Below are 26,410 nucleotides of genomic sequence, written 5' to 3' on the forward strand. Positions count from 1 at the left end.
GATTTCTAATTTAAGCGATAATAAGCTAAATTCAGGAGATCAAGGTGAGCGAGAAAAAAGATCAAATTTCAGATGAATTTGAGATTCATTCATTTTTTAGAGTGTTAAACCAAAATAGAGATAAGATTTGGCTTTGGCAAAAAGAGTTAGTAGATGGAAAAAGAATCGTCCAATACGGTATTGTAAAAAAAGTCGACCTCATAAAGCAAGTTGTTCACATTGCACCAAATAGCTCGAAAGGATTCAAGTTTGAAAGTCTTGATGAGTTCTTTTTCTATCACTCCCAAAAGTCACTGGCCTTCAAATTTAAGGCCCGAGAGATTACGAAAGAAATGATGATTGTCCCAATTCCGAAGTCTTTTCATAAGCTGTCATCTGATTTTTTAAAAAATGTCGAACTTATTGAAAAAGAAAATGAAGAACAATTTAAACACTTACGTGGAGCCCCAAGAGTTCAGCCCCAAGGTGACCAATTTGTATCCCTCGTGAGAGTTCTCCCGGACAACTCTTATTCTAAGCTTGAGATTTTTTCACTATACGACATTTCCCAAGGTGGAATGGGCTTTAAAGTTGAAGACCCGTCAGAGTTTGATATTGGAGAAGTTGTTGAAGTTAAAAATATTAATGAAAAAGAAGTTCCTAAATTAATGATTGGAGAAGTTGTTAGCATCCGTCAGCAAGAGTCAGAAAGAAGTGAATTCAAAGTCGGTGTTAAATTTAGGGATTAATTCCAAGTTTGCTCAGCACCAATACTAATAGTAAAACTAGTTTCGCTATACGATCTTGCCTGTTTCCAAGATGTAACATTTGTTTCATCTTCTGTTTCATACTCATAGTAGGCATAGAAATTTGCATCGCCACTAACTCTAGTTCCTCTTCCATATGTTAAAGCAGTAGCACTTCCAAAGCTTAGGACTCCAGGATTCAGAGGACCTCCAGGAGTACAAACTCCAGCATTATCATTAGGCCCAGTATCGTCTAAAGTAATATTAACCACCTCAGTGCAGACTATTGTTATATACTGAGATCTCCCAGGAATTATATAATCATCATTTAACTCATCTACGGCCCAAAATGTTTCAGTGTCTGTTCCATCACTATCTGCTTGTCCATTAGCAATCACTGGAAAGTTTGAAGTAACTCGAACACCAGTTGCTGCGTTTTGATTTCCTCCCCCACTTAAATCAACCGTACTTCCTTTATTTCCAGAAAAACCGACAGAAGTTCCATTGGAGTAATATATTGTTCCGAAGGTTCCGTTTTGAGTAATTCCAATCGATGCCCCAGTGGCCAATGGTCCAACAATATCCGTACTCGGAGGAACCATTTGAGCTCCATCAGAAGAGTTAGAAACATAGTATAGACCCACAATAGGTCTATCACTTTCAATTAATCCAAACTTTGATACATCATAATCAATATGTAGAAACGATTTCGCGCTCACAGTGTAATCGAAAGAATTTAAGAGAGTACCTGAACTGTCATAGTTGTAAAGTGTTAAGTTTGCGTCCACAGTATTTGGATTATAGAGATCCCAATCATCTACTCCACGAGATTTAGGATAGCCTAAAACTGAAGATGCAAATGAAATAGGCATTATTGAATCAGATCCAACAGAGCTTGTTTCAAAACGACCTGAAATTGGCCCAAGAACCGTAATTTCTCCGAAGAGAGTATTAGGAGTAATTGTTGGGGTTACAGGTGAGATCGTATTTGTTACATCCCCACCACTGGTCTTAACTGTTACATCATTCAATGATGTGTAAGAAGATATACTATGGTTTCTATTACTTGCTGCTTGGGATAACTCTAAGTATACAGCTTTAGCCGTATCATAAGTAAAAACAGCTTCTCTGGATGAGGCACTTGTGAGAAGAGAGTTACCATAGGACATGATAATTTTACTAGTCGCCGTATTTTGTATTTTTACCCAAACAGTCGAGTCTCCTGAAGTATTCCAGGACTCTATCCAATAGTCTTGGGAATTATAAAGAGTGTCAAAGAACCTCAAGTCACTTCCGTCAGCAGCAGCTTTAGAGTAATCAAAATTTGAAGCATTCAGTGTTAACTTTACTTGGAGTTCATCTTGATCCGTAGGAGAGCTTAAATCAATATCTCGATAGTATTGACCACTAAGTACATGAAATCGAAATGGAACCAGTTGAATAATCGGTGTTCCACCAACAGTTATTTGTATTGTATTTGGAGAACCAAAGCTTGTACCAGTTAAGGTTACATCATAGACCCCATTTCCCTGATCTCTAACAGCTGAAAAGGTACCAGCCGAAGTGCCATCCCCTAAAAGAGAAAATGCAACGGCAAGCCCCCCTTCTTTAATAGCAACTCCACTGCTATCTCTTCCAACGAAAGAAATAATTGTACTTTGAGTTTCGTAAACCCTTTCAGAAGTAATATAGGCAACCGAATTAATATAAGAGAGGTCTGCATTAGTTGGTGGAGTTGGAGCAGTCTTTGGAGGAGCTTCATACCGTCTTTGGTCTTCGACCTCAACTGACTCTGCAGCTTGCTTACAACTTTGCATTGTAGCGAGAATGAGAAGTCCCATAAATATGAATTTTAGTTTCTCAACCATGAAAACTAACCACAACTCAGACTAAAGATTCATTTCTTTAGTATATTTCTATAATTTTATCGGAATTTTACCTAAAAGATTGATAGCTTCTTGAGAATAGATATAGAAGTGATTAAGTCGGTTGTTAACTAGAAAGATAAAAAGCTATAAGTCACACCAAAATCAAAGGAAAATACGCCATATTCAATAGAATGGTGAATATAATTCATATCAACCAACCATTCTAATCCACTAATAAAAAGAGGTCCATGAAGACCTCCTCCTACGTAAAAGCTCATTGTGGCTCCAGCAATCGACTTCGAACTTAAGGTTGTACTTGATGAGCTTTCATACTCAACATTAATATCATGTAACACAAGTCCAAGATTATAATGAACAGATTGTGAACCATTGAAGCGCATCCCTAAACCAAAAATATTATCCTTAATATCTATATCGTAAGTACCAAAGGATGACGTATGTAAATTATTAAGTGTGTATGGACGAAACTGTAGCTCTAGCGCCAGTCGTTCAAAACGAATGCCAAATAGAAGGAGTGGAGCAGAACCTGATGCTCCATTCCAGTAGTCACTATTAGCTGTAGAAACCCCATACGTATAAGAAGCGCCTCCATACAAAGAAGCTGCATTTATATTAAATGTCAGTAGAGTTAAGCATATTAGCGAAAGAAACTTATTCATATTAAAAGCATAACAAAAAAATGCTTAAGGTTGAAGTCTTTCTATACTCCAAGAACCATTATCATCTAAAGAAAATATAAAGCGGTCATTTAATCTATGCTCACCATAAATGAAAAATTCAATCTTATCAGGACTAAGTTCGTACCCTCCCCAATTTTCAGGACATTTAATCTCTTCTGAATCATTGAGACTTTTTAGATATGCTTGGTATTGAGAGATCAGCACTTCTCGGCTTTCTATAGGAGCACTTTGAGTTGAAATAGATGAGGCTATTCGACTCTCAAGATCACGCGAATTAAAATAGTCCTCAGATGATTCTCTTGAAGTTTTCTTCACGCTTCCGCTAATTCGAACTTGCCTCTTAGAGTTTCTCCAAAAGAAGGCCATTGACGCTCTGGGATTTTCTTCAAGATCAGATGCTTTATGACTAGAGTAATTAGTAAAGAAACGAAATTTATCTTCGACTATACCTTTATGAAGTAAATAGCGCACACTTGGCTCACCATCTTTTGAAGAAGTTGCCAGAGCAAAGGCCCAAGGATTATCATCAACCACTATGGCGTCAGTTAGCCATTCGTCAAAAGTTTCAAAAGGATTATTTTTTATTTTAAATGATTCGTAGTTTTCCATAGCTAGAAATATGCCACTTTTTTTACTGAAGAACAATGATTGAAATCAGCTAGATTACAAAAAAAGGCCTTCATAAGAAGGCCCATATATTAATCCTGTGTTGTAATAGCTGGTTTTTTTACATCTTGCTCAGAGCTAAGTCGTAAGTCCCATGAACGATTATTGATTGCATTATGAGCGTACTGAAGTTCATGATAAAGTTTGGAAAACTTTTGATCACCATACTTTAATACTACCTCTTGAGTATCTTTTGCATGAAGATTTAAAGTGATAAAGAGATGGTCTTCTAGATGATCCTGGTCTAGTAAACTTATCAAAAATCCTATTCCGACCTTTTCAAATAATAGCTTCTCTCTTAAATCTAAGAGCTCATTAATTTTTGTTTTTCCAGTGATTGTCTTATCAGTAAGTATAAAATGTAATTTCTTAGCAATTTTTTTCAACTGTCTTTTTTCTGTTATTTTAACAATCGTTAAAGTTCGCCAAATTCTTTGCCATACTCCATGTACAGGTCCAGCTTGCAACAGTAGCCTATTTCTATAGTAATCTTGAATTTTTTCATTTAACTCTTCAAATGTTATATCACTTAAACTCTTAAAAGCAGATGCTTTAAAAATTATCTGAAAAAAACCTCTTGCAGAACGATGAGACTCTGTATCGTTAAACTCGGCCCAATCGATCGTATCATATAACTCTTTTGGAATATTATCCCTAACCTTTTGCTTGAATTTCACTTGTTCTGTTTGGAAGAATTCCTTATCTCTAACATCATATGTGAATCCATAATCCGAGTACTCATGACCTTCATCTCTTCTCTCTCTCACTGGAACCAGTCCAAAGAAGGAATAATTAACTTCTTCTTTATACTTAAATGGCCAAACTCCAAACTTCTTTCTTTTTTGCTTCATATGAATTGGATAATAAAAGAACTTACTTCTTCCATCACTTTCTTCGAAAGAAACTAAATTTTCTGTATATGAAATATCTCTTTTGTAACTAGCCAGAAGTAAACCTAATTTTATCTTATTTCTATCGTATTCATAATCGTTAGTTCCTTTAAAGACTCTTCTCACTCTCTTATCAACACCAAGGTGATCTTCATCAGCTAACTGGTCAGCAAGTTCATAACTTGATAAAAGTCTAACTTCCAACTCTCTTCCACTCAAGAAATCTTGGAATATTGAGAGATCTTTAAATTTATAAGTAGATGATAAGATTTGGTTATAGGCTTCTTTAGCATCAGAATCATTTAAGTCAAAAACGTAATCGATTAAAAATTGTGTCCCCTTACCTTTTGACCAGTCAATATCGATAGCATCCATATCAAAAATTTTGTCGATTTGATCATCTAGTATCGAAACACCAAATAATTCGACATCACCTTTTAATCCTACACCACCACCTAATCCATTTGACCTTTGGGCAATAAGTTTAACTCTTACTTTATTATCTTTCATTCTAAAGATATGAATTAAGAATTTACCATTTAAAACATAGTACACTCTTGCCGCGGCATCGATACCGTCAACTCTTTCTAGGAAGCCAGTTGAAGCTCCTACGGTTACAGACATATTTGCAGGAATGCTTACAAAGTCCCCAGGTTGTAGTTTCTCTATCGCTCTATCAGCATTAATAGGAAGTTTATTAAAGCTATATGGTATTGCAGTTATAGCATCTTTTTTAGATTCAAATTGTCTTACAAAATAAATGCTCGAATTTTTGTCAATATTTAAATAGATTGGGGAATCAATCGCGTCCTTAATAATATCACCGGGACGAATATCTGCTTTAATTTCCCACTTATCAACACGTGTGAAGTGGTTGGCCATATATGAAGGCTCTACTTCATATCGATAACGGGAAGAAATTCCTACACCTTCAAATAAATCAACATCTAATAAGTCCACATTAAAATGTATGTCCAAGTCAGCAATTTCTTCTCTAACTCTTTCATTAATTTCAGCAGGCTTGAGGAAGTCGAAAAATCCGGCTTGAGCACTAATGCTTAAAATAAAAATAAGGAAACTGGCCAAAACCTTCTTCATAAACTCTCCAAAGATGTAGATATCTACTCTCACTCTATAATATTTAGTGTGAAAAAGGCCTATTCTTGGAATTTTTACAATAACTGTCAATAAAATAGACTATTTAACGTGTTTTAGTGCTGTGAGTGAAGAAAGTACTAGGACACTTGAGATTATAGGAGCTTAGAGCTATAAGATGGCATGAAGTTCATCCTCATTATACTAACATTTATCTTATCCTTTAGTGGGACTGCATCAGTTTGGGATGCTCAAAGAAACTGGAATGAAAATGATCTCATTAGCTTCTCTGAATGGATCAGATCAGAAAGCTACAACCCTCTCATATTCTCTTCACCAACAGGTGCTTATTTTGGAACGAAAACGGACTGTGCTGATGCAATAATTGCGGCCAAAGTCATCTACGCATTTGAAAATGGACTGAACTTTAAGCTAAAAACATCAAGTTACAATAGTGATATCATTACAAATAAAACGCCTCTATTTGATTTTCTAGATAACCCTCATGAAAGAGTAATAGCATTTATACACTACTTAGGTGAGTCTATTGGTACAGAGGCGCTTGCTAGATTTAACTCGTATCCTGTTGACCCTAGAGAAATTAGACCATCTGACTTCTATGTATCTCGGTGGAAAACTAATGGTGAATTTGTTCGACACGCTTATATGATTAAAGATGTTCTACCAACTGGTCATTTAAAACTCTATAGCTCTACTACACCTGTAAAAGTAAGAGAGCTTGAAGTTCGAGAAGGTATGCCGTTACATATTCTTAGTGGAAGACCATGGGGCTTTAAAAGGTTTCTTCCTCTGGAGATCTCATTTGAAACTCCAATAGACTCTAGTGACAAGCAATATGAAATGCTAGAACAATATGGCGACGATCACTTTTTCTCAAGAGTTGTCGATGAACTCAAAACGGAGGAAGACACATTAGACTCTAACCTAAAAAGAAGAGTCAAAAATTTATGCTCACAACTCAAGCTGAGAAAGAGAGAGATTGACTTTACACAGACCTACTTAGAAGAAAACTCTTATAGATGTATGAGCTATGATGAGTATAATGAACACTCAACTCCTTCAAGGGATCAATCCCTTCAAAATGGCATAAAAAGGCTTCTCTATGGTTGGAAGAAAATAAGAACAAGCTCATATACACAGAGTATATCTTCAGAAGTTGTATTGGCCCTCGACTATCTCCTCAGAAAGAATACATCTCTCCAAGCATATGAGAGCTTAAATAATTTGTGTAGTATAAACCTGACACTCAATGGCACTACTGGTCAATTTAACTTAAAACATTTCTTTGATTTGAAACTAAAATCTAAACTTTCATATCATCCTAACGATAGTTATGAGATGCGTTGGGGGCTAGAAGGTAAAAAGACGCACTGCTCATCATTTTGACTAACAAATATCAACAAAAAATACGTATTATTTGATAAAAATCCTCGATCTTATTCAATTTTATTTGTAGTATTACCATGCATTCCACAGAAGGATTGACGCATGAATACAAAAGCGCATTGTCTTAGAGACAAAAAAATTGGTGAGTTTAGACTAGAAAATTTTGAAAACTTAAGAAGCATAAATAATTGCCATCTTGAGAATTCAACATTTAGAAGTTCAATAATGAACGAAATAAAGGTCAAAAACTCACACCTAACAAAATCGAATCTTGAAAAGTGTAATATCAAAAAAGCGCTCTTTCAAAATTCCAACCTTGAGAAGGCTTCATTTGCCTGGTCAAACTTAAAAGGAAATAGCTTCACTAGAGACAATCTAAGTAAAGTTAACTTTCAATTTGTTGACCTTAGCCACTCTTTAATTCTCGAGTGTGAAGCCAAGTCATCAGATTTTAGATGGTCAAAACTAAAGAATACAACTTTTTCGAATTGCAATCTAACGAATGCAAACTTTACAAACTGTGATTTGAGAATGACTTCTTTTAATGACTGTAACCTGACTGGAGCGATGTATAATATAAATACGCAGCTACCATTTAGTAAAGAGATGGCCACCCACTTAGGGATGAACTTCACTGGTATTAACTAACTCTTAAGGGCCTTTTTCATCGATGAAATTAGGCCCGCCAGTGGTTTGGTAAAATTGCCCTTACTAAAAGATTTCTCCATTCTTTGAATAAATTCATCACTATCTTTTTTAATATCCTTAAAATAAAGAAAATGAGACAACTCTAGAGATAGAATAAAAATAGCACTTACAGGAGATATTCTTGTGGAAGTTAAGTGTCTTGGAAATCCAGAGCCATCCGGTCTTTCATGATGATCTAAAATTAAATTCTTAACGTCACTTGGTATAGCATCCACTTCATCTAAAAGCTTCGCACTCTCAAACATATGATTTAAGACAAGGTTCTGATCTCTTCTATTTAAAGAACTAAACCGCTCATCATTTATACTCATAACATCACTAAGACTTTTATCAACAAGTCCAAGGTCATGAATTATAGAAGCATACGCTAACTTCTCAATAACCTTTTCTCCTGCATAATCTAGATGTAGACAAATTAAATAGCTTATATAGATACTCGTTACAGAGTGAGAAACGAGATATCCCTCTTCTTTAAAAAAAGACTCTAACAATAAGTTAAATCTATTATTCTCATTTAAATTATTTAGACAATTCTCAATCACGTTATCAATTAATTCTACATGAGAATCAAGTAATCCCATCTCTAGGACCGAAGAATGTACAAAGTCCAAACTATATACTGCAGCACTAATTGTATTTTTTGAGTCTTTACTATTTTCTAAATGACTTACTAAGCTCTCAGTTAAAATTTTAGTAAATCGCGAAAAGTCAGCACTTAAAATATATAAGTAGCGCTCACCTTTATCACGATACTTTTTCAGTTGATCAACTTCTTGCAACTCACCTTCATTTATGATTTTTATATATTTATCATTTGATAGGCATAAATAGATATCTATATTTTGATTAACTAGATACTGAGCATAATTAATATTAATCTTTTTATAATGTTCATCAGTCGCAACTTCAGGGTTATCAAAAGCATTTCGGATGAGATCAAATAGTTTTTCATCATCAACAGGCTTTTGAAGAAATCCATTTCGATGATTCACAGTCATCAAATCCTGCATATTATAATAGTCTTGAATAAATCCCCCTGAAACTAATAAAAAAGGAAGATTGCGAGAGTTCTTATTATATATAAACAATTCACCTCCGTTTTTACCAGGCATGGTGTAATCAGATATAATAAGTTCAATACTTGAATCTGTTGACAAGTAGTCTATGGCCTCTAGAACAGATGAGGCCTTAATAATTTTATAAGAGAACTCTGATTCAATCAAAATCTCAATAATATCTAGAATTTCAAGCTCATCATCAACGACAAGAATACTCTTGATAGTCATAAATACCTTATCTAAGTTAAACTTCTTTTACGCACTCTTTGGTAATTTTATAATAAATTCTGTAAATATTCCTTCTTCACTCTTTATATCTAATTCTCCATGATGTAATCCAACTATGATTTCATGGCTCAGAGAAAGTCCAAGTCCTGTTCCTTCTCCAGTTGGCTTTGTTGTAAAGAAAGGATCGAAGACATCTTTTAACTTCTCTTTTGGAATTCCTATTCCATTATCCTTTATATTAATAACAACACAGTTATCTTCTTCTTTAGAAGTTACATCAAGCTCAGGAGAAAAACTATGGTCAATATCTTTTTTCATATTCAGAGCATAGAAAGCATTTGCAAACATATTTAGGAAAACTCTTCCAAGCTCACTTTTTGCAATATTAACCTTACATAAATTTGGTTGTAGAACTAGATTAATTTTTGAATTGAATCCCCTGTACTTTGACTTTAAAGCGTGGAAAGCAAAATTAATATTCTCCTCAATAAGGCCATTAATATCTTCTTCAGATCTATCAGATTCTTTTAAGCGAGAATGATCGAGCATTGAACGTATAATCGTTTCAGCCCTTTTCCCATGGACATGTATTAGTTCATTGAATTTTACTTGCTCTGCTAAACATTCTTTAATCTCATTTTGCACTTCTAAATCCTCTATACCTTTTTCATTAAGCTCATTTAAAATATCTGAACAATTCTCCTGTCCGGCAAAAGAAAAGTTAATTATAAAGTTTAGAGGATTATTCAATTCATGGGCTATTCCTGCAGTTAAACTTCCAAGAGAAGCCAGTTTTTCTTGAGCAATCAACCGGTCTTGCATTTGAGTAAGTTCTTGAATATTTTTCTCTAATGCCAAATTTTTCTCATCAACTTCAAAAGTTCTTTTTTCGACTAATACCTCTAAATGCTCTTGATATTTTTTAAGCTCTTTTTCGGCCAAATCTTTTTTTGTAATATCTGCACCAAAACAAATTATTTCAATAATAACACCATCTGAGTCTCTGCGTAGAAGTGTAGACCAGGAAATCATATTTAAATTACCTGAACTATTTCTTAGAGGAATCTCAAAACCTTTTACTTCATGAATACGTGACTCAACGAAGAAGCTTTCAACTTTATCCAAACTACCGTTAGAAGAATAATCTTGAAAAAACTGGGAATTAATCAACTCTCTTTCATCAACCCCCGTTAATATGACTCCCATTGGGTTAATAAAGTTCAATTTTCCTTCAGGGGTAAGGCCACAAATTATATAAGGAGATCCATTAATTAAATCTTTTGTGTAATCTCTTTCTTGAATGATATACTCTTCACTCTTTTTCATCTTATCGATAGACATTTTCAAATGAATTCTCATTTGATTCATTGACTTTGCTAGTTCATCGATTTCATCAATTTTCTTTGTATCCCTCTTTAATAAAATTGGTGAGTCTAAGTTTTTAACCCTTAATTGTTTAGCAAACTCTACTAAGGTATTTATTTTCTTAGAAACAAGAACATGAATAATGTAAAGAATGCAGAAAGAGACAATAAATGTTTTGATAGTCTGAGTAACAAGAATTATTAAAACTTTATCAAAGAGACGTGAAAATAAACCTGTAAGAGATGCTTGAACATGTAAAATTCCTATTTCGATCAAGTTGTTGTCGCTTTTATAGAGCAACTTGTACTTCTTATTAATCACATTCTTTGTTTGAAAATCCCCTTGCTCAGTGAAAACTTGAAGACCATCTTCACGTTTCTCAGAAATCTTTATATATTCAATATCCTTTAGTTTAATTATTCCATTTACCTGAATCTTTATTTGCTCGTCATCTAAGTTCCACAGACTATTAGAAATAGAGCTCGTATAACTTCTTTGAATTTGATCTAAAGTAGTTTCAATCGTAGCAACACCGGTTCTATAGTCAGAATAGAACTGAACAGCCGTTCCTAAGAAGGTTAAAGCTGTTGAGCATACAAGAATCCACTTTAGTAGCTCGAATGAAAGTTTTGATGTTTGAAATCTACTCATTTATCTACATTTCGGAATCTATAGAGATGAGTAAAGTGATTGATGCGATATTAAAGTTTTCTTAAATTTGTTCTAGTTGCTGCCTTCACACATAAATTCGTTAATTTTTGGTAACTCATAAGACTCTATGTTAAGGCTTAAGCAAACATCGATATCCTGTTCTAAAAGATCGTCAATCTCTTGAACTAAGTATTCACAATAGGCATGATCAAGATCGTAAAGCTCCTCTGGAGCAGCATTTTGACCATTTTTTGAATCATTGTAAAAAGCTATTTGGGCCAAAAATCCCTGACAATCGATATAGATCCTATCGGACATAGATTTCATTTTATTTGAGCTCTCAAGAACAAATACTGAATCATAACCATCCACAATTGAAATAGAGTGAACTGGAAAAGAGAAGTACTCGGCCATAGAGAAAGAAGACATTATAAGTACGAGTAGTGCTAAGATAATCTTTTTCATACAATCCTCCTTAATTGTTTTTATCTATAATTAATAAATAGACTTCTATTAGGGTTATAGACATGATCTAGATCATGAATAAATATATATTTAGAATGCAAAGTTAATTATTTTTGTGCCTACACCATCTAAAGAACCAGAATAATTAATATTTAAATATGGTATATTTATCATCGAGGTATTTTCTCATGGAGCAGTAATGATAAATTATAGTACAGATACTCAATTGATAGATTCTCTCGATCTGAATGGATTTTTTATTGGTTGGCCAAATCCTCCGTCTATCGAAATTTTTAAAAGGATACTCATTGGTAGTTACAAGATCGTATTAGCTTACGAAAATGATAAATTACTTGGATTCATTAATTCAGTTTCGGATGGAGTTTTAACAGCATATATCCCACTACTAGAAGTTTTGCCAGAGTATCAAGGTAAGGGTATTGGAAAAAACTTAGTTCTCAGAATGCAAGATGAGCTAAAGCATTTATATATGATTGACTTACTTTGTGATGAAGAGCTGATTCCTTATTACGAAAAGATAGGAATGATAAGGACACAAGGGGTTTACTTAAGAAATTATGATAGACAGTCAGGACAATAGTGAGTTTTTCAAGTGAAAAAATGGCGGGGCGTGAGGGATTCGAACCCCCGACCAATTGGTTCGAAGCCAACTACTCTATCCAGCTGAGCTAACGCCCCGTATGCCATACTCTCTAAAGAAAGAGAGATTAATTTGAATTTTTCTTAGAACCGTAATTATCCATCACCATTACAGCAACAAAACCAACAACGATTAATATAATAGCAAGAATTGTCTCGCTATTTAGCTCACTTGGAAAAATATTTGCTTCACGAAGAATTTTAACTTTTCCACGAACTACTTTTGTCTCAAGAACTTCTTTCCAAGGCCAAACTTTCTTCATAGAACCAATTAATATTCCAGTGAGGATTGCCATAGTCTGGTTTCTATAATGCTTCATGAAGTAATTCAGAATCTTAGAAAATCCTAGCAAACCTGAAATTGTTCCGCAAAGGAAAATGGCCAAAACACTGATATTATCCACAACAAAAGGGTTTTTAATAGCACCAGTGATATATTCGTACTTTCCTAAAATTAGTAACAAAAATGAGCCACTCAATCCAGGAAGAATCATGGCAGTAATACCTATTACTCCACAAATGTAGATAAACCACCAATCTGACGGTGTTGAAACCGGAATCAAACTAACCATTACCCAAGCAAAGACTGCACCCAAAGAAATATAACCTAAACTCGATGCCTTAGTTGGATGATCTAAGTCTTTCCAAACAATCACAATACTTGCAGCAATTAGTCCGAAAAAGAGTGCCCAAGTCGGTATTGGTTGCTCATTAATTAAATAGTGCATGAGGCGAGCTAGCGATAAAATCGCAGTGATCATTCCTATAGCAAGCGGTAGAATAAATCGCGCATGAACCTGAGAAAGAGCATCTTTAATATTAAAGGTTAGAAGATTCTTAAAGAACTTCTTGTCTAGTGATGCTACAGCTTCAAGAAGATGATCATAAATTCCAGTTATAAAGGCTATTGTTCCGCCTGAAACACCAGGAATTAAGTCCGCTGTTCCCATACAAAAGCCTTTTGCTCCAAGCTTTAAATAATCGGCCTTTGTTACAGGACCCGGAGTTTTATTCCAAGCTTCTTTCCAACTACTCATTGAGCTGAACCTTTCAGCGCCGCTTCTTCGGCCTTTAGCTTTTCTTGTTCTTCTTTATAGAAAGGTGTTGATTCCCACTCTACTTTAAATTTACATTCTGGACACTGAAGATGTTTACCATCTCTTTTAGTTTCTCTCTGTCCCATTATTGCATATCCACAAGAAGGGCAATCATGAACATATGGCTTATCCCAAAGAGCTGTTTCACAGTCAGGGTAACTAGAGCACCCGTAAAAAATCTTTCCATATCTAGATTTCTTCTCAGCAAACTTGCCTTTTTTACACTTTGGACAAGTGATTTGTAAGGTATATGGCAATGTTGTGTCACACTGAGGATAGTCCTCACATCTCACAAACCTTCCATATTTTCCTTTTTTCTCTTCTAATCTTTTATGACAAGTTGGGCAATCATCATGAAACCACTTCTTAGGTAAAATCTCATAAGATCCATCAAGATGCTTTTTGAAGTCCTGAGTTGAGTTACAATCGGGGTAATTTGAACAGGCAAAGAATTGACCATTTCTCCCCCACTTAATATGATACTCTCCGTCCTCACATTTAACACACTTCATTCCCGTAGGAATGAGCTGCTTCTTGAGGTTCTTCATTTCTTCTTTTGCTTTTTCAAGCGTCACTTCAAAGTCTTTCCAGAAGTTTCTTAAAACTTTCTTGTACTTTATAGTTCCATCTTCAATCTGGTCCAGTAGTTCCTCAACACCAGCGGTGAACTTAATATTCATAATATTTGGGAAACTCTCAACGAGCATTCTACAAACAACTATTCCAAGCTCAGTTGGTAAGAATCTATTTTCTGTCTTCTCTACATATCCTCTATCTTGAATATTTGAAATAATCGCTGCATATGTAGAAGGTCTACCAATTCCATGCTCTTCTAAAGACTTCACTAATGAAGCTTCATTATATCTTGGAGGAGGTGAAGTCCAGTGCTCTACTTCACTTGGACCATCAATCGGCTTAAAGCTCTCACCATCAACAATCTCTGGTAGTAACCCACTTTTAAGCTCTCCGCTATCATCTTCATCGTCATCTCCACCTTTTTTAGATCTCTTCTCAGCAGCAGCTTCAAGATAAACTGTTCTAAAACCTGGAAACTTAATAATTGAGCCATTGGCCTTAAAGAAGTGACCTTCGCTCTCCAACATTACTGTTGTCTGGTCAATTATCGCCTGACTCATCTGTGAAGAAACAAATTTATTCCAAATGAGTTCGTATAATTTTTGCTGATCAGGTTCTAGGTCACCTTTAACAGATTCTGGAGTAAACTCTAAGCTCGTTGGTCTTATGGCCTCGTGAGCGTCCTGAACCTTAGAGCTTCCTTTTTTCTTGTAATCCATTGGCTCAACTGAAAGATATTCTTTTCCATACTTATCCTTCACGTAGTCTCTCAAAGACTGCATAGCCTCTGGAGCCGTTCTTACAGAGTCAGTTCTCATATAAGTAATAAGACCTTGCATTCCATGATCAGTAGTTTGGATACCTTCATAAAGCTTCTGCGCAGTCATCATTGTTCTTTTAGCAGTGAAACCTAGTTTATTTGCTGCTTCCTGTTGAAGCTTAGAAGTCGTAAATGGAGGAGTAGGATTTTGCTTTCTCTCTCTCTTTTTTACATCAATTACTTTTAAAGATTTCCCCTTAACATCTCCAAGGATTTGCTTTACGAATTTCTCATCGGTAAGTTCAGTCTTCTTAGTTTGTGTTTCACCGTAGTATTTGATTTCAAATTTTTGTTTGTCTTTTTCACAGACACCGTGGATTGAAAACCACTGCTCTGGAACAAATGCGTTAACCTCATCTTCTCTTTCAACAATGATTCTTAAGGCCACCGATTGAACTCGCCCAGCAGAAATACCACGCTGAACTTTGTCCCACAGGATTGGGGATATTTTATATCCAACTAGCCTATCTAGAATTCTTCTAGTTTGTTGGGATTCATACATAGACTTATTGAGCTCTGTAGGATTTTCGATTGCATTATTTACCGCAGTCTTAGTTACGGCATTAAATACAACTCTAAACATCTTTTTCTTCTTCCCGATTTCTTCTGCTAAATGGTAAGCGATCGCCTCACCCTCGCGGTCCATATCGGGAGCGAGGTAGATTTGTTGTGCATCTTTTGCTAATTCTTGTATTCGCTCGATTTTATCTTGCTTACCAGAAATTGGAACGAGGTCAGTAGCGAAGTCTTCTTTTATATCAACGCCAAGCTTAGACTTTGGAAGGTCCTTAATATGACCATTAGAGGCTACAACTTGGTAACCCTTTCCTAAGTACTTTTTAATAGTTTTAGCTTTTGAGGGTGATTCCACGATTACAAGGCTATAGATTCCGAGGTCTCTTTTACCTGTTTTCTTTCCTACTTTCTTCTTCGCTGTTTTTTTTGCAGTCTTCTTAGCTGTTTTCTTTGTCGCTTTCTTTGCAGTTTTCTTAGTAGTTTTCTTGGCAGCTTTCTTAGCAGTTTTCTTTCCTACTTTTTTCTTAGAAGAGCTGGCGGTCTTTTTAGTTGTCTCAGCAACATCTGAACTGGCCATCTTTGTTCCTTATGTAAATGTAAAAGGGTGAAGTTAACTTCACCCTATTTTGTGATATGCATTAATTAATTATTTCTAGTACTATAATGATTCAGAGTTCAACAACTCGTCAATCTCCTCAAGATCAAATTCGGTAAGACCATAAGGATTTTCTTTAGAATTAATGTCTTCATCCATATACTTTACTCCGAACTCATTTTCAATATCATTTAATGACTCGAACGCGTTAGGATCCTGACTAGCTTGTTGACCCTCTACAGTATTTAGATTTTGCTGCTCCAAGAACTTATCTTCATCAACTCTTGATTCATTTAATGCGGTCTCAGACTCAACTATCTCAGCTTCTAGACGCTCTAATTCAAGAAGATCTTTTTCATGATCCTTGATAATGGATTTTTCTCTTTCTTGTCTTTCTAACTCTTCGAGTTCATCATCTGTAAGCTGCACCTTGTCAGCAGCATTAAGTAGATCCTCTGAAATATTATCAAGATTTAGTTCTACATCAAGCTCATCTAAGACCTTCGCCTCTAACGCACTTACATCTTTAAGCTTTGCACCCTTATCAAGCATTGAAACTCTTGCGGCTTCTTCTTGTGTCTTAGATAGGGCCAGCGTGGCAATTGGAATATCTTTCTTACTATTTGAAACAAGAACTGTTGCAAAGTTATCTGTAAGAGAAATAACGACCGCCTCACCTATCTTGTAAGTAGGATCAGGAGTAATTTTTCTCTCTGTACCATAATCCTTAAATGAATATAGCTCAAAAACATTTCCTAGTTCAACTCCATCAGCACGGCCTCTATCTAAGTAGACCACATCACCAAATGATATTCCATTTAGAGTATCTCTAAAAGAATCGACTATAGCAGCTTCGATATTTCTTTTATTAAAAGTTTTAACAATCTTATTTATCTTTGGCGTATAAACTGTAATTCTATCTTTTCTAGAAACGAGACCTGAAAGGTCGAAAATTTCACATTCCCAAAGATTATTTATCTTTCGAAGTGCTTTAATTTGACCAGAGATATAGTACTTAAAACCTTTTCGATCTGAAATAGCATGTTCACTCTTACCTGCGGCAGAATAAATAGAAAACTTATCACCTGGTTTAACTTTTACAGACTTATCAAAGTTGACATATATTTTATCAAATTTTTGAACAAAGATGGCCTCTTTTTGAGACGCTTCAATTTCACCTAAGTCTTGTACGACGTTAGTTGTAATAAAAGTATTTAAGTAGAACCCTTCTTTAACTTCGAAAGATATTTTTGAAGTTTTATCAAAGCCTGAGCTATCGTACTGCTCACCTGGCTCTTGAATAACTATATCTGGAACAGGTGGATCATACTTTTTATATTCATTTCTTAGTTGTAAATTTCCTATGTCAAATAAGTCCTGATATGTTTCAACTGAAGCATATTGAAAATAAACACCTTCTTTAATTAATTTATTTCGCTCTTTAATCCAATCAGGTTCTACATTTTCACCAAATGCAGTAAAGTCTAATTGCTTTGGCTTATCAGGACTATCCGTTGTAAGATCCTCTTCTACAAAACTACTTACTTCAATCTTAGGAAGCTCATCAGATGAACCTGTATCAAAGGCAAGAACCATACCTGGTTCAATCTCATGTGGGTTTGTTATATGAGGGTTAAGAGACCATATTTTTGAGTAATAGAAACCAGAGCCGAATAATTTTTGAGAGATCTTCCATAGCCAGTCTCCCTCTTGAACGACATATTTTTCAAGTTGAGATCCGGTTGAAATTTCATCCCACTCTTTATCAGCAATTTTAGTCTCAACAAACTTAGAAAGCTCTAAGATTTGTTGTTCCTCAGCCCCTACGTCAAATATAACAGGCCCTTTACTATCATCTTCAACCATTTTTTTGGGTTCGTTAATAACATTCACTTTTTCTTTAACTATGATTTCAGGCTCTTCATCAAAAAGCTGAGGTGCTACTGGAGATTTTTTTTTCTTTTGAACAGTTTTACTTTTAGATTTATCTTCTTCTTCAGAAAATAAACTCTCTCCAATGTCTTCTTTTAAAGATTCAAGATCATCAACTTCTTCAAGTTCAGATAAATCTAAGGCCTTACTCGGAGAAGCAACCTCTTCCATTAATATTTTAGAATCAGTTGCATCCATAAGTTCTAAACTGTCAATATCCTCTGCCCCAGCAGAGCTACAAAGAAGTAGTAGAATAATGAGTTTTTTTAGCAAAGTATTCCCCATTAAGCTGACTCAAAGAAATCGTGAAGTATTGAGTAGTATTGCTGCTGCTTCTTTTGAAGCTTAAGTTTTTCACTACAAACAATAAGACGCCCTAGAGTTTTAAGAACTAAACCAGAAAATGCATCCTTTTGAATTATTTCTTCAAACACTTGCATAGACAGATCATATTCACCTTGGATAAATAGCATTTCTCCAATTTGAAACTTTGCTCTTACTCTTATTTGTCTAACATTTGAAAGCTCTAGATCTTTTAAAATTGTAAGCGACTGATCAAATTTATTTTGTGAAAGTAATAATGTTGCCCTTTCTAACTTAATAATTTGATCTTCAATTTCTTTAGGTGTGACATTATGGACAATTGCAGGAGGTCTCGAATCAAGCCCTTTTGGTCTTGCCATAACTCGCCCATCTTTTCCAAACACATCAACTGTCTCAACAAGTTCATTGGAATTCTTGGCCTTGTTCAATTGCTCTACTAGGTCTTCAGGAGGTATTTGTGAAGAACTTAGATCTTCTGCCTGCGCTGTAGGAGCTGGAGACTTCTTCATCTGTTCAACGAGTTGGTTATATTTTAGCTGTAGCTGCTCATACTGAGCTTTAGGTACCGTTTGAAGTTTAGAACTATCACTTTCTGCAGCACTAGGCTCCTCATCTCCAAACAAACTTCTTTTACTACTAACCCAAGAACAAGAAACAAGTGAGCTTATGACGGATAAATATACAAAATTACGTAGATGCCGAGAAGAAAAACTCGAATTTAAGTTTTTGGTCCAAATACTTTTCACTTTTCGTCCTCCATGACATATAAGCTCTTAATAATATAGTAAACGAAAATGAAATTGGTGGCAACGCAATGAACTACATCACTGAAAATAATCAAATACTGCACTTAATTATTCGGGTACCTAAAGAGGATGCAGCATTTTTCTACTTTCAACTAGAGGCCAATGAAGGCATATGTTTCTACTCAACTTTAGAGAACTCCATGAAAGAAAGCTACAGAGACATTACTGTCACTGCACATATTGGACTTGAAGAGGAATTGATGCATATAATCAGTAAACTTCAACAATCACATAAATTAGAAATATTAAAAAAAGAAATTAAAGAGGATGCGCAAATATGAAACTCACAATTTTTCTCATCGTAGCGGCATTTTTTTCCGCCTGTGGTTCCACTTCTAGAAATATAGCTCCAGACTTAGAGTTTGTCCTCACCAAGAAAGGTAAAATTGTTGGAGGAACCGTAGTTTACAACCCTTATGGCATTGACCAATTAACTCGTATGAGAAGAAATAAGGCAGTTCAAAGAATGCGTGGGCACTGTCACCCTGCTCCCTATCAAATAGTAAAAGAAGAAACACTTTCACCAGAAGAAAAAGATAAAAAATATGGTGGAAATATGAAAGTTCTTATTGGCTCAAAATTACGTTTTATAGACTTTGAATGTGTCTATCCTAAGTAAGCTATTTTACAATTTTAGAAGCATTTAAAATAACAAATGGAATGACAACTTTTAATTTTTTGGCCGTAGTAGCATTGATCTGAAACTGCGGCTTATCATCTACCTTGAATGGTATCTCACTAATACTTTTGTTTTTTTCAAAATGCTCTAAAAAGGACTGCGCTAACTTTCGACCGAGAATATCATCGCTTGCAACAAACCCTATTAGTGCTCCATCTTTTACAGGTTTAGCAGAATAAGATAAGACAGGAGTATTTAATGCCAATGAAATGATTTTTTTTGTATTTCTAATAATCAAATCCTCAGCCCCTAGAACAATAAAGTCATATTTAAGTTTTAAAGACTTCGTCTTCGTAAATAACTCCTTATCAGTCTTAAAACTATAGAAGTCACATTCAAGCTCATAACGTATACATTCTTGCTCTGTTTCTTTAATTTCAACTTCCGCTCCAGGGTGTCCATCCTCAGTAAATAAAGCAATCCTCTTCATTTGCGAAAAGATAGATTTGAAAATTTTGAAATGATTTTTTAAGGGTATATAGTAAGTTACTCCTGTCGCATTTCGGCTCGGTTTAGTCATCGAATCAGTAGCTCCTAGAGCAATAGGATTATTTCCCGCACCTAGGAAAGTTGGGATACTAATTGCTTTTTTTGAAACTCTTTTAAAAGAACTTGATCTAAATAGTAGTACTGCTTTTTTACTTTTTTCAAATTCAGTGATTTTTTCATTTAACTCTTCAATAGATTTAAGTTCAATAGCCTCTTCGAAATTAAACTTGTTTTTCTTTTCACCAAGTCCATCCAAGAAGCTTGAGTAAACTCTTTGGGCCATACCGGACTTTCCCTCCCAGGCCACTCCAATACCGATGGATTTTGCTAAAGAATTGTTACTTACAAAAACTAAAACTATCAAGATTTTAAACATAAGACTCCATCAATTTACTCACAAATCATTTAGTTTCGAATTGGTAAGTCGAAAAACTATATATATGACAACATCTTTAAGTAAGAGACTATTTACACCGCTTACACTAGTCATAGTGTTCACATGTTTATCCATATGGATTGCTGCAAGATATAATGTAAATAGCTTTATTAAAGAAACTTCATCTACTGAACTAAATAATATTAATCAAATACAAGAAAAGCTACTTAAGAAATCATTAAATGCGACCTATGAGATGCTATATCTCTTTGCTAAAAACCCTATCTTTATAAAATCACTTGAGGACTCATTTATTGGAGAGAGCGCAAAGATAACAGCGTCTAATGAAATTCAAAATATACTAAAGATTGATCCGTCGTACTACTCAATACATATTCTAAATAAAGATGAAGTTCACAGAATGAATTCTCTTAAGTACACATTAATCAACGACAGAATTGAAAAAAGTGAAATAATCCTTAAGGACTCAAAACACTACTTTTCACTAAGAACACCTCTTAAATACCTTGACGATGAAGTCGGATATATTATTCTAACTCTTTCACTTGAGCATTTTCTAAAAGAGAGTTTCTCCACTATTACTTCAGCTAGCAACTACTCATTTAAAATCAATTCATTCTCTAACTCAGAAGTAATAAAGTCTCGCAACTTCAAGAAAACAACATTCTACGAAAGAAAAGAAAGTGAAGTATTAGATATAATCTATGAAAACTATGCCACTAACATTCTAGCAATAGAGCTATCTTCTTCTCTCTTTAGAATAACGATATTCATTGCTCTTTTATCATCAATCATATTATTTCTAAGCATATATCTAGTGTTACAAAAGTATATATTAACTCCAATGGTAAAAATATCTAAGGCCGCAAATATTTTTGAAAAAAACAAAATAAATGATTTAGTAATAGATGACTCGAGTCTTGAATTTAATCAATTAACAACTCAACTCTATAAGATGAAAAATATTATCATTCAAAGTTTTGATAATATTGAACAAAGTAATCAAAAACTAGAAGAAACAGTAAAGCTTAGAACAAGGGATCTTGAAATATCTCTACTAAAAGAGAAGAGGTCGGCTCAAGCAAAAACTGATTTTCTAGCAAATATGAGTCACGAACTTAGGACTCCACTCAATAGTATCATTGGTTTTTCTCAAATTTTAAAAGATGAAAATATAAATGAAGAATGCGATCAATACATCTTTGATATAAATGAATCTGCTCGTTTCCTTAAGTCATTAATAAACGATATTTTAGATCTCACAAAAATAGAATCAGGACAGATTGTCTTAAATAAAGAGCTCATTCCTATTAATGACCTGATTCATTCGATACAAAGTATTGTAAAGATCAAACTTGATTCTAAAACATCAAATATTGAGTATGATCTATCTCCTCAGCTACCACCAGCTTTGAATATTGATTTTTACAAGCTCGTTCAAGTGCTTATCAACTTAATTTCCAATAGTGTGAAGTTCTCCTCAAAGCAAAAAGTTCCCAAAATAAAAGTTTCAATTTTTAAAAAAGAAAATTACGAGAATCGTTTGTATTTTTCGGTCGAAGATAATGGAAAAGGAGTTGATGTCAGTAGATCAGACTTCTTATTTAATTCCTTTCAACAAGAAGATATTTCACTTGTAAAGGAGTTTCAAGGGACTGGGCTAGGTCTCTACATTGCGAAGAAAATTATTCTCTACATGCAAGGAGATATTTATTTTTTAAAGAAAGAAACAGAAGGAGCCCTCGTTGAGTTCTATATTTCTCACAACGCGGAGGAAATAGCTGAAGACGATGCGAATGAAAAGCTCAACCTTAATAGCGAGCAATACAGGACATTAGTCGTTGAAGACAATAAGATTAATCAAAGACTTATTCTCTCAGCTTTAAAAAAAATGAATATTACAGATATTGAAATCGCAGATAATGGACTGATTGCTCTAGAAAAAACTAAGCAAAAAGACTTCGATTTAATTTTCATGGATTTACAAATGCCTAAAATGGACGGGCTAACAGCTACAAGTAAGATAAAAGCATTCTATGAAGTACGTAAAAACAGAAAAGAGCCCATTATTATAGCTCTTACAGCAAATGCGTTTAAAGAAGATGAAATCGCATGTTATAAGGTAGGAATGAGCTACTACCTAACTAAACCTCTCGATTTCAAGAAATTAAAGAAAATTCTTATCGAAATAGACTATAAAGTAAAAAAAGCTTCTTAACTTAGTCCCGTTTGAACATTCCAAAGACCATTATAAATTCCTGCCTTATCTAAAAGCTCTTGATGTGTTCCAGACTCGACAACTCTTCCTTGATCAAGAACATAAATACGATGAGCATTTCGAATAGTAGATAAACGGTGAGCAATAACAAGAGTGGTTTTGGATGAAGTGATTCTATCAAGAGATCTTTGAATAGCTGCTTCAGTCTCATTGTCGACAGCTGAAGTTGCTTCATCAAAAATAAAAATCGGAGAATCTTTCAACACTGCTCTAGCAATTGAAATTCTCTGTCTTTGGCCACCAGATAATTTCTGCCCTCTCTCACCTACAATTGTGTCATAGCCATTAGGCAAGGCCATAATAAAGTCATGTGCTTCGGCCATTTTAGAAGCATTTATGATAGCTTCCATACTAGTAGAACTTTGAGCATAGGCTATATTCTCTTTAACCGTTCCATGAAAAAGGTAATTATCTTGTCCTACATAAGATATATTATTTCTCAAATTTTCCTGAGTTATATGCCTTAGATCAATATCATCAATTACAATTTCCCCTGAATTAATATCATAAAACCTTAGCAGTAATTTAACGAGCGTACTTTTCCCAGATCCTGTTGCACCAACAATTGCAGCAGTTTCCCCAGCAGGAACATCAATAGAAATACCGTCTAATACGCTATGGCCAGCTTCATAACTAAAAGAAAGGTCTCTAAAAGAAATATCTCCTTTAACATTATCTAGCGATACTTCTCCATCTACTATTCCTAATGGAGTCTCCATAAGATCAAATATTCTCACAACAGATGCCATAGCTCTTTGGTATAGGTCATAAGTTTGCCCAAGAGAAGTAAGCGGCCAAAGCAGTCTTTGAGTAAGAAAAATCAAAACACTATAAGAACCGATTTCTAAAGTCTTATTTTCAACATAGTAAGCTCCCACAATCATGGTTACAAGGAAACCACAAAGGATCACCATCCTAATAAGAGGAGAGAACATTGAGCTAATTTTAATGGCCTGAGCATTAGACTCTGCGTACTTCATACTCTCTTGTCTAATTCTATTCAGTTCAAATTTCTCTGCGCAGTAACTCTTGATCGTAGAAATACCTTGAAGGTTATTATTTAGAACACTACTTAGAAGACCAGCCTGAGATCTTACATTAATATATTTCTTCTCTATTTTCTTTTGAAAGTAATATGAACCGAGTAGAACGATTGGAACGGGAACAAAAGAAAGAGCTGCAATTACGGGAGAAAAGTAGAAAAATATTATTCCAATACTTACTACTGTTGTAGCTACCTGGATGAGCGAGTTTGCACCATCATCTAAAAATCTCTCTAACTGATTAACATCATCGTTAAGAATAGAGATTAAGTTTCCTGTACTTTTGTTTTCAAAATAACTCAGCTCAATTTTTTGAACATGTTCATAAGTATCAAGCCTCAGATTACTTTGTACTTCCTGGGCCAAGTTTCTCCATTTAATCTTTAATAAGTACTCAAAAAAAGACTCTAACACCCAAACAATGACCGTAAGCACTGCTATCGCAAAGATTTGAGACATCATATCTTCAAAGCCAAATTTTGCAACAAATGACTTCTTCCCCTTAACAACGACATCCACTGTCATTCCTATTAGTAAAGGAGGGGCTATATCGAAAACCTTATTTAATATAGAATAAGAACTCGCAAGCAAAACATCTCTACGCTTTGCCTGCATATAACTTAAAAGTCTACTTAAGGGCGTGTCTTTGCTCTTCACTTTAGTATTTTAGATTTACGAGTAAAGGAAAGTGATCTGAATAACCTGCTCTTCTAGAAGAAGTAGAATTATGCTCATATCTAAAAGGTGTTCCTTTTATTGTAGAACCATAAAGATAATCACCTTTTTTTCTATACTCATACGTCTTTGTCGCAAAACTTGGAGCGTAGATTTTATAAGATGCAATATCCAACTCCAAACCTTTCTTATCTAATAAAGCTCCCGTAAAGAAAATTCTATCTAATAAATTCCATGTCATTGCTCTAGAGTAAAAGTATGTACCAGGAGGCATTTGGTTTTTAATATTCCAACTAATTGATCTATCTTCTTTATGAGTTGTGTGAAGGTCCTTAAAAAGATCATCTACAAATAGAACACTCTTAAAAGGATGTGGGTAATTGCTATCGATTGTATTAAAGTCTCCAACAGATAAGATATTCTGTTTAGGATTTTTAGAAAGTATTTCTTTAGTCCTTTTAGCAAGAGTATTTGCTGCAACTATTCGTGTTGAAGTTGGATTCCCTAGTGATGGCCAGTGATTTACAAAGATCGTCAGTTTTTCTTTCTTACCTACAAGAAACTCAACCTCTAAGATATTTCTACTTGGCCTTTCTTTAAAATAATCTCCAACAAGAACTAATTCATTTTTTGAAATAAACTTTAACTCTTCACTTTCTTTCCAAAGTACTGCGAGATCGATTCCACGTTTATCAGGTGAATTACTTACTAAGAACTTCTTATATCCGATTGATTTAGCTAATTGAGAAATAACATTTTCATTTTCAATTTCAACGAGAGCTAGAATGTCAGGAAGTTTTTCATCTCTAACAACCATTTTTTCAATATTTTCAATTTTTACTTCTAAGTTATCTTTTGCCCAATCTGTTTCTAAGCATTCTGTCTTTCTATAATTAGACTTAACTTTTTGACATGCTTCTTTTTTACCTTTTGTATTTGCAGGTAGAAATGTCCAGTCGTTCTTTCCTTCATCATGTTTAAGGTCAAAAAGGTTTTCGACATTATAAACCATAACTTCAATAGTTTTTCCAAAACATGGAAGTGCACATAGAACAAGAATTGATACAATAATTGATTTCACAAGATTCCCCTTTCATTAAAGATGGACACCTTTTATCAGACCAAACGCAATTCTTCTAGATTACTTATATTTTATTTTGATTTGTTTCATTTGGAGGCACATAATATGCCTCCAAGTTTTAGATACTTACAGGTTTTCTTTAAGCCAATTCAAAACATCTTCATGGTGAGTCTTAGTTTTAAACTTATCCATAACATTGATCAGTTTTCCATTCTTACCAATAATGAATGTTGTTCTCATGATCCCCATATACTCTTTACCCATAAATTTCTTAAGGCCCCAACAACCATACTTCTCAGCAAATTTGTGCTCAGGATCAGATAAGAGATCGAAATTTAGATCGTCCCTTTCAATGAACTTAACAAGACGTTTTTCTTCATCTGGAGAAACACCTAGTACTACAGTATCTAATTTCTCAAATTGCTTTTTATGATCACGAACACCGGCCGCTTGTACAGTACAACCTGGCGTCATCGCCTTTGGATAAAAATAGAGGACAACATTTTTTTTACCTTTAAAGTCCTTTAAAGAAACCTTTTCACCACTTTGGTTTAACATCGTAAATGCCGGTGCATTATTTCCTATTTTTGGAAAGCTCATTTTTTTCTCCCTAGA

Annotated in this window: 22 protein-coding genes and 1 tRNA gene; 7 read left to right on the top strand and 16 right to left on the bottom strand. The window is 34.5% G+C overall.

The features are described 5' to 3' along the window. Window positions 1–44 precede the first annotated feature (44 nt). Complete coding sequence (locus tag DPQ89_RS01725) at window positions 45–728, top strand: PilZ domain-containing protein (RefSeq protein ID WP_127714534.1); 684 nt, start codon at window positions 45–47, stop codon at window positions 726–728. Here DPQ89_RS01725 and DPQ89_RS01730 read toward each other — a convergent pair. From DPQ89_RS01730 to DPQ89_RS01745, 4 genes are all read right to left on the bottom strand, one after another. Next, on the bottom strand, window positions 725–2,593 hold the full coding sequence (locus tag DPQ89_RS01730; protein WP_127714536.1) for an Ig-like domain-containing protein: 1,869 nt from the start codon (window positions 2,591–2,593) through the stop codon (window positions 725–727). The two genes, DPQ89_RS01725 and DPQ89_RS01730, sit on opposite strands and share 4 nt — an antisense overlap. 128 nt (window positions 2,594–2,721) lie before the next feature. Then, window positions 2,722–3,273, bottom strand: coding sequence for a hypothetical protein (locus DPQ89_RS01735; RefSeq protein ID WP_127714538.1), 552 nt, complete (start codon window positions 3,271–3,273; stop codon window positions 2,722–2,724). 24 nt (window positions 3,274–3,297) lie between these two features. After that, the gene (gene pdxH, locus DPQ89_RS01740; RefSeq protein WP_127714540.1) at window positions 3,298–3,903 is read right to left on the bottom strand and encodes a pyridoxamine 5'-phosphate oxidase; all 606 of its coding nucleotides are present in this window, start codon (window positions 3,901–3,903) and stop codon (window positions 3,298–3,300) included. Between the two features lie 89 nt (window positions 3,904–3,992). Beyond that, window positions 3,993–5,948 (bottom strand): hypothetical protein, encoded by a 1,956-nt coding sequence (locus DPQ89_RS01745; RefSeq protein WP_127714542.1) that lies wholly within the window; start codon window positions 5,946–5,948, stop codon window positions 3,993–3,995. Between the two features lie 180 nt (window positions 5,949–6,128). On the opposite strand from DPQ89_RS01745, the gene DPQ89_RS01750 reads away from it, so the two are divergent. Further along, window positions 6,129–7,352, top strand: coding sequence for a hypothetical protein (locus DPQ89_RS01750; protein WP_127714544.1), 1,224 nt, complete (start codon window positions 6,129–6,131; stop codon window positions 7,350–7,352). 102 nt (window positions 7,353–7,454) lie between these two features. Further along, on the top strand, window positions 7,455–8,000 hold the full coding sequence (locus tag DPQ89_RS01755; RefSeq protein ID WP_127714546.1) for a pentapeptide repeat-containing protein: 546 nt from the start codon (window positions 7,455–7,457) through the stop codon (window positions 7,998–8,000). On the opposite strand, the gene DPQ89_RS01760 is transcribed toward DPQ89_RS01755, so the two are convergent. The 3 genes from DPQ89_RS01760 to DPQ89_RS01770 all read right to left on the bottom strand — a co-directional run bounded on the left by DPQ89_RS01760 (window position 7,997) and on the right by DPQ89_RS01770 (window position 11,827). Beyond that, window positions 7,997–9,346: a response regulator gene (locus DPQ89_RS01760; RefSeq protein WP_127714548.1), complete on the bottom strand. Its 1,350-nt coding sequence runs from the start codon at window positions 9,344–9,346 to the stop codon at window positions 7,997–7,999. The two genes, DPQ89_RS01755 and DPQ89_RS01760, sit on opposite strands and share 4 nt — an antisense overlap. A gap of 27 nt (window positions 9,347–9,373) precedes the next feature. After that, window positions 9,374–11,362, bottom strand: coding sequence for an ATP-binding protein (locus DPQ89_RS01765; protein WP_127714550.1), 1,989 nt, complete (start codon window positions 11,360–11,362; stop codon window positions 9,374–9,376). A gap of 72 nt (window positions 11,363–11,434) precedes the next feature. Further along, a complete protein-coding gene (locus DPQ89_RS01770) occupies window positions 11,435–11,827 on the bottom strand; it encodes a hypothetical protein (RefSeq protein WP_127714552.1) in 393 nt (130 codons plus the stop codon). A gap of 199 nt (window positions 11,828–12,026) precedes the next feature. Here DPQ89_RS01770 and DPQ89_RS01775 point away from each other — a divergent pair, with 199 nt between their 5' ends. Then, window positions 12,027–12,428: a GNAT family N-acetyltransferase gene (locus DPQ89_RS01775; RefSeq protein ID WP_127714554.1), complete on the top strand. Its 402-nt coding sequence runs from the start codon at window positions 12,027–12,029 to the stop codon at window positions 12,426–12,428. A 21-nt stretch (window positions 12,429–12,449) separates the two neighbouring features. Here the strand turns inward: DPQ89_RS01775 and DPQ89_RS01780 are convergent. From DPQ89_RS01780 to DPQ89_RS01800, 5 genes are all read right to left on the bottom strand, one after another. Beyond that, window positions 12,450–12,526: transfer RNA gene (locus tag DPQ89_RS01780), tRNA-Arg, on the bottom strand. A 29-nt stretch (window positions 12,527–12,555) separates the two neighbouring features. After that, the gene (locus DPQ89_RS01785) at window positions 12,556–13,524 is read right to left on the bottom strand and encodes a DUF368 domain-containing protein (protein ID WP_127714556.1); all 969 of its coding nucleotides are present in this window, start codon (window positions 13,522–13,524) and stop codon (window positions 12,556–12,558) included. Continuing rightward, entirely contained in the window at window positions 13,521–16,073 is a 2,553-nt protein-coding gene (gene topA / locus DPQ89_RS01790; protein WP_127714558.1) for a type I DNA topoisomerase, read from the bottom strand. Before topA ends, DPQ89_RS01785 begins: the two co-directional genes overlap by 4 nt. 81 nt (window positions 16,074–16,154) lie before the next feature. Continuing rightward, entirely contained in the window at window positions 16,155–18,296 is a 2,142-nt protein-coding gene (locus DPQ89_RS01795; protein WP_164848217.1) for a LysM peptidoglycan-binding domain-containing protein, read from the bottom strand. Between the two features lie 11 nt (window positions 18,297–18,307). Beyond that, the gene (locus DPQ89_RS01800; RefSeq protein ID WP_127714562.1) at window positions 18,308–19,093 is read right to left on the bottom strand and encodes a lipopolysaccharide assembly protein LapB; all 786 of its coding nucleotides are present in this window, start codon (window positions 19,091–19,093) and stop codon (window positions 18,308–18,310) included. 68 nt (window positions 19,094–19,161) lie between these two features. On the opposite strand from DPQ89_RS01800, the gene DPQ89_RS01805 reads away from it, so the two are divergent. Together DPQ89_RS01805 and DPQ89_RS01810 are read left to right on the top strand one after the other, a co-directional pair. Continuing rightward, a complete protein-coding gene (locus DPQ89_RS01805; RefSeq protein ID WP_127714564.1) occupies window positions 19,162–19,434 on the top strand; it encodes a hypothetical protein in 273 nt (90 codons plus the stop codon). Continuing rightward, the gene (locus DPQ89_RS01810; RefSeq protein ID WP_127714566.1) at window positions 19,431–19,772 is read left to right on the top strand and encodes a hypothetical protein; all 342 of its coding nucleotides are present in this window, start codon (window positions 19,431–19,433) and stop codon (window positions 19,770–19,772) included. The genes DPQ89_RS01805 and DPQ89_RS01810 overlap by 4 nt, the downstream gene beginning before the upstream one ends. A 1-nt stretch (window position 19,773) precedes the next feature. Here the strand turns inward: DPQ89_RS01810 and DPQ89_RS01815 are convergent, their stop codons facing one another. Beyond that, entirely contained in the window at window positions 19,774–20,697 is a 924-nt protein-coding gene (locus DPQ89_RS01815) for an ABC transporter substrate-binding protein (RefSeq protein WP_127714568.1), read from the bottom strand. Window positions 20,698–20,761: 64 nt separating this feature from the next. On the opposite strand from DPQ89_RS01815, the gene DPQ89_RS01820 reads away from it, so the two are divergent. After that, the gene (locus tag DPQ89_RS01820) at window positions 20,762–22,936 is read left to right on the top strand and encodes a response regulator (RefSeq protein ID WP_164848218.1); all 2,175 of its coding nucleotides are present in this window, start codon (window positions 20,762–20,764) and stop codon (window positions 22,934–22,936) included. Here the strand turns inward: DPQ89_RS01820 and DPQ89_RS01825 are convergent. The 3 genes from DPQ89_RS01825 to bcp form a co-directional block, all read right to left on the bottom strand. Next, window positions 22,933–24,696 (bottom strand): ABC transporter ATP-binding protein, encoded by a 1,764-nt coding sequence (locus tag DPQ89_RS01825; RefSeq protein WP_127714572.1) that lies wholly within the window; start codon window positions 24,694–24,696, stop codon window positions 22,933–22,935. The genes DPQ89_RS01820 and DPQ89_RS01825 overlap by 4 nt on opposite strands. A gap of 1 nt (window position 24,697) precedes the next feature. Then, the gene (locus DPQ89_RS01830; RefSeq protein WP_127714574.1) at window positions 24,698–25,795 is read right to left on the bottom strand and encodes a hypothetical protein; all 1,098 of its coding nucleotides are present in this window, start codon (window positions 25,793–25,795) and stop codon (window positions 24,698–24,700) included. A 126-nt stretch (window positions 25,796–25,921) separates the two neighbouring features. Beyond that, complete coding sequence (gene bcp, locus DPQ89_RS01835; protein ID WP_127714576.1) at window positions 25,922–26,395, bottom strand: thioredoxin-dependent thiol peroxidase; 474 nt, start codon at window positions 26,393–26,395, stop codon at window positions 25,922–25,924. Window positions 26,396–26,410 lie beyond the last annotated feature (15 nt).

This window comes from Halobacteriovorax sp. HLS (assembly GCF_004006665.1).
Lineage (GTDB): Bacteria > Bdellovibrionota > Bacteriovoracia > Bacteriovoracales > Bacteriovoracaceae > Halobacteriovorax.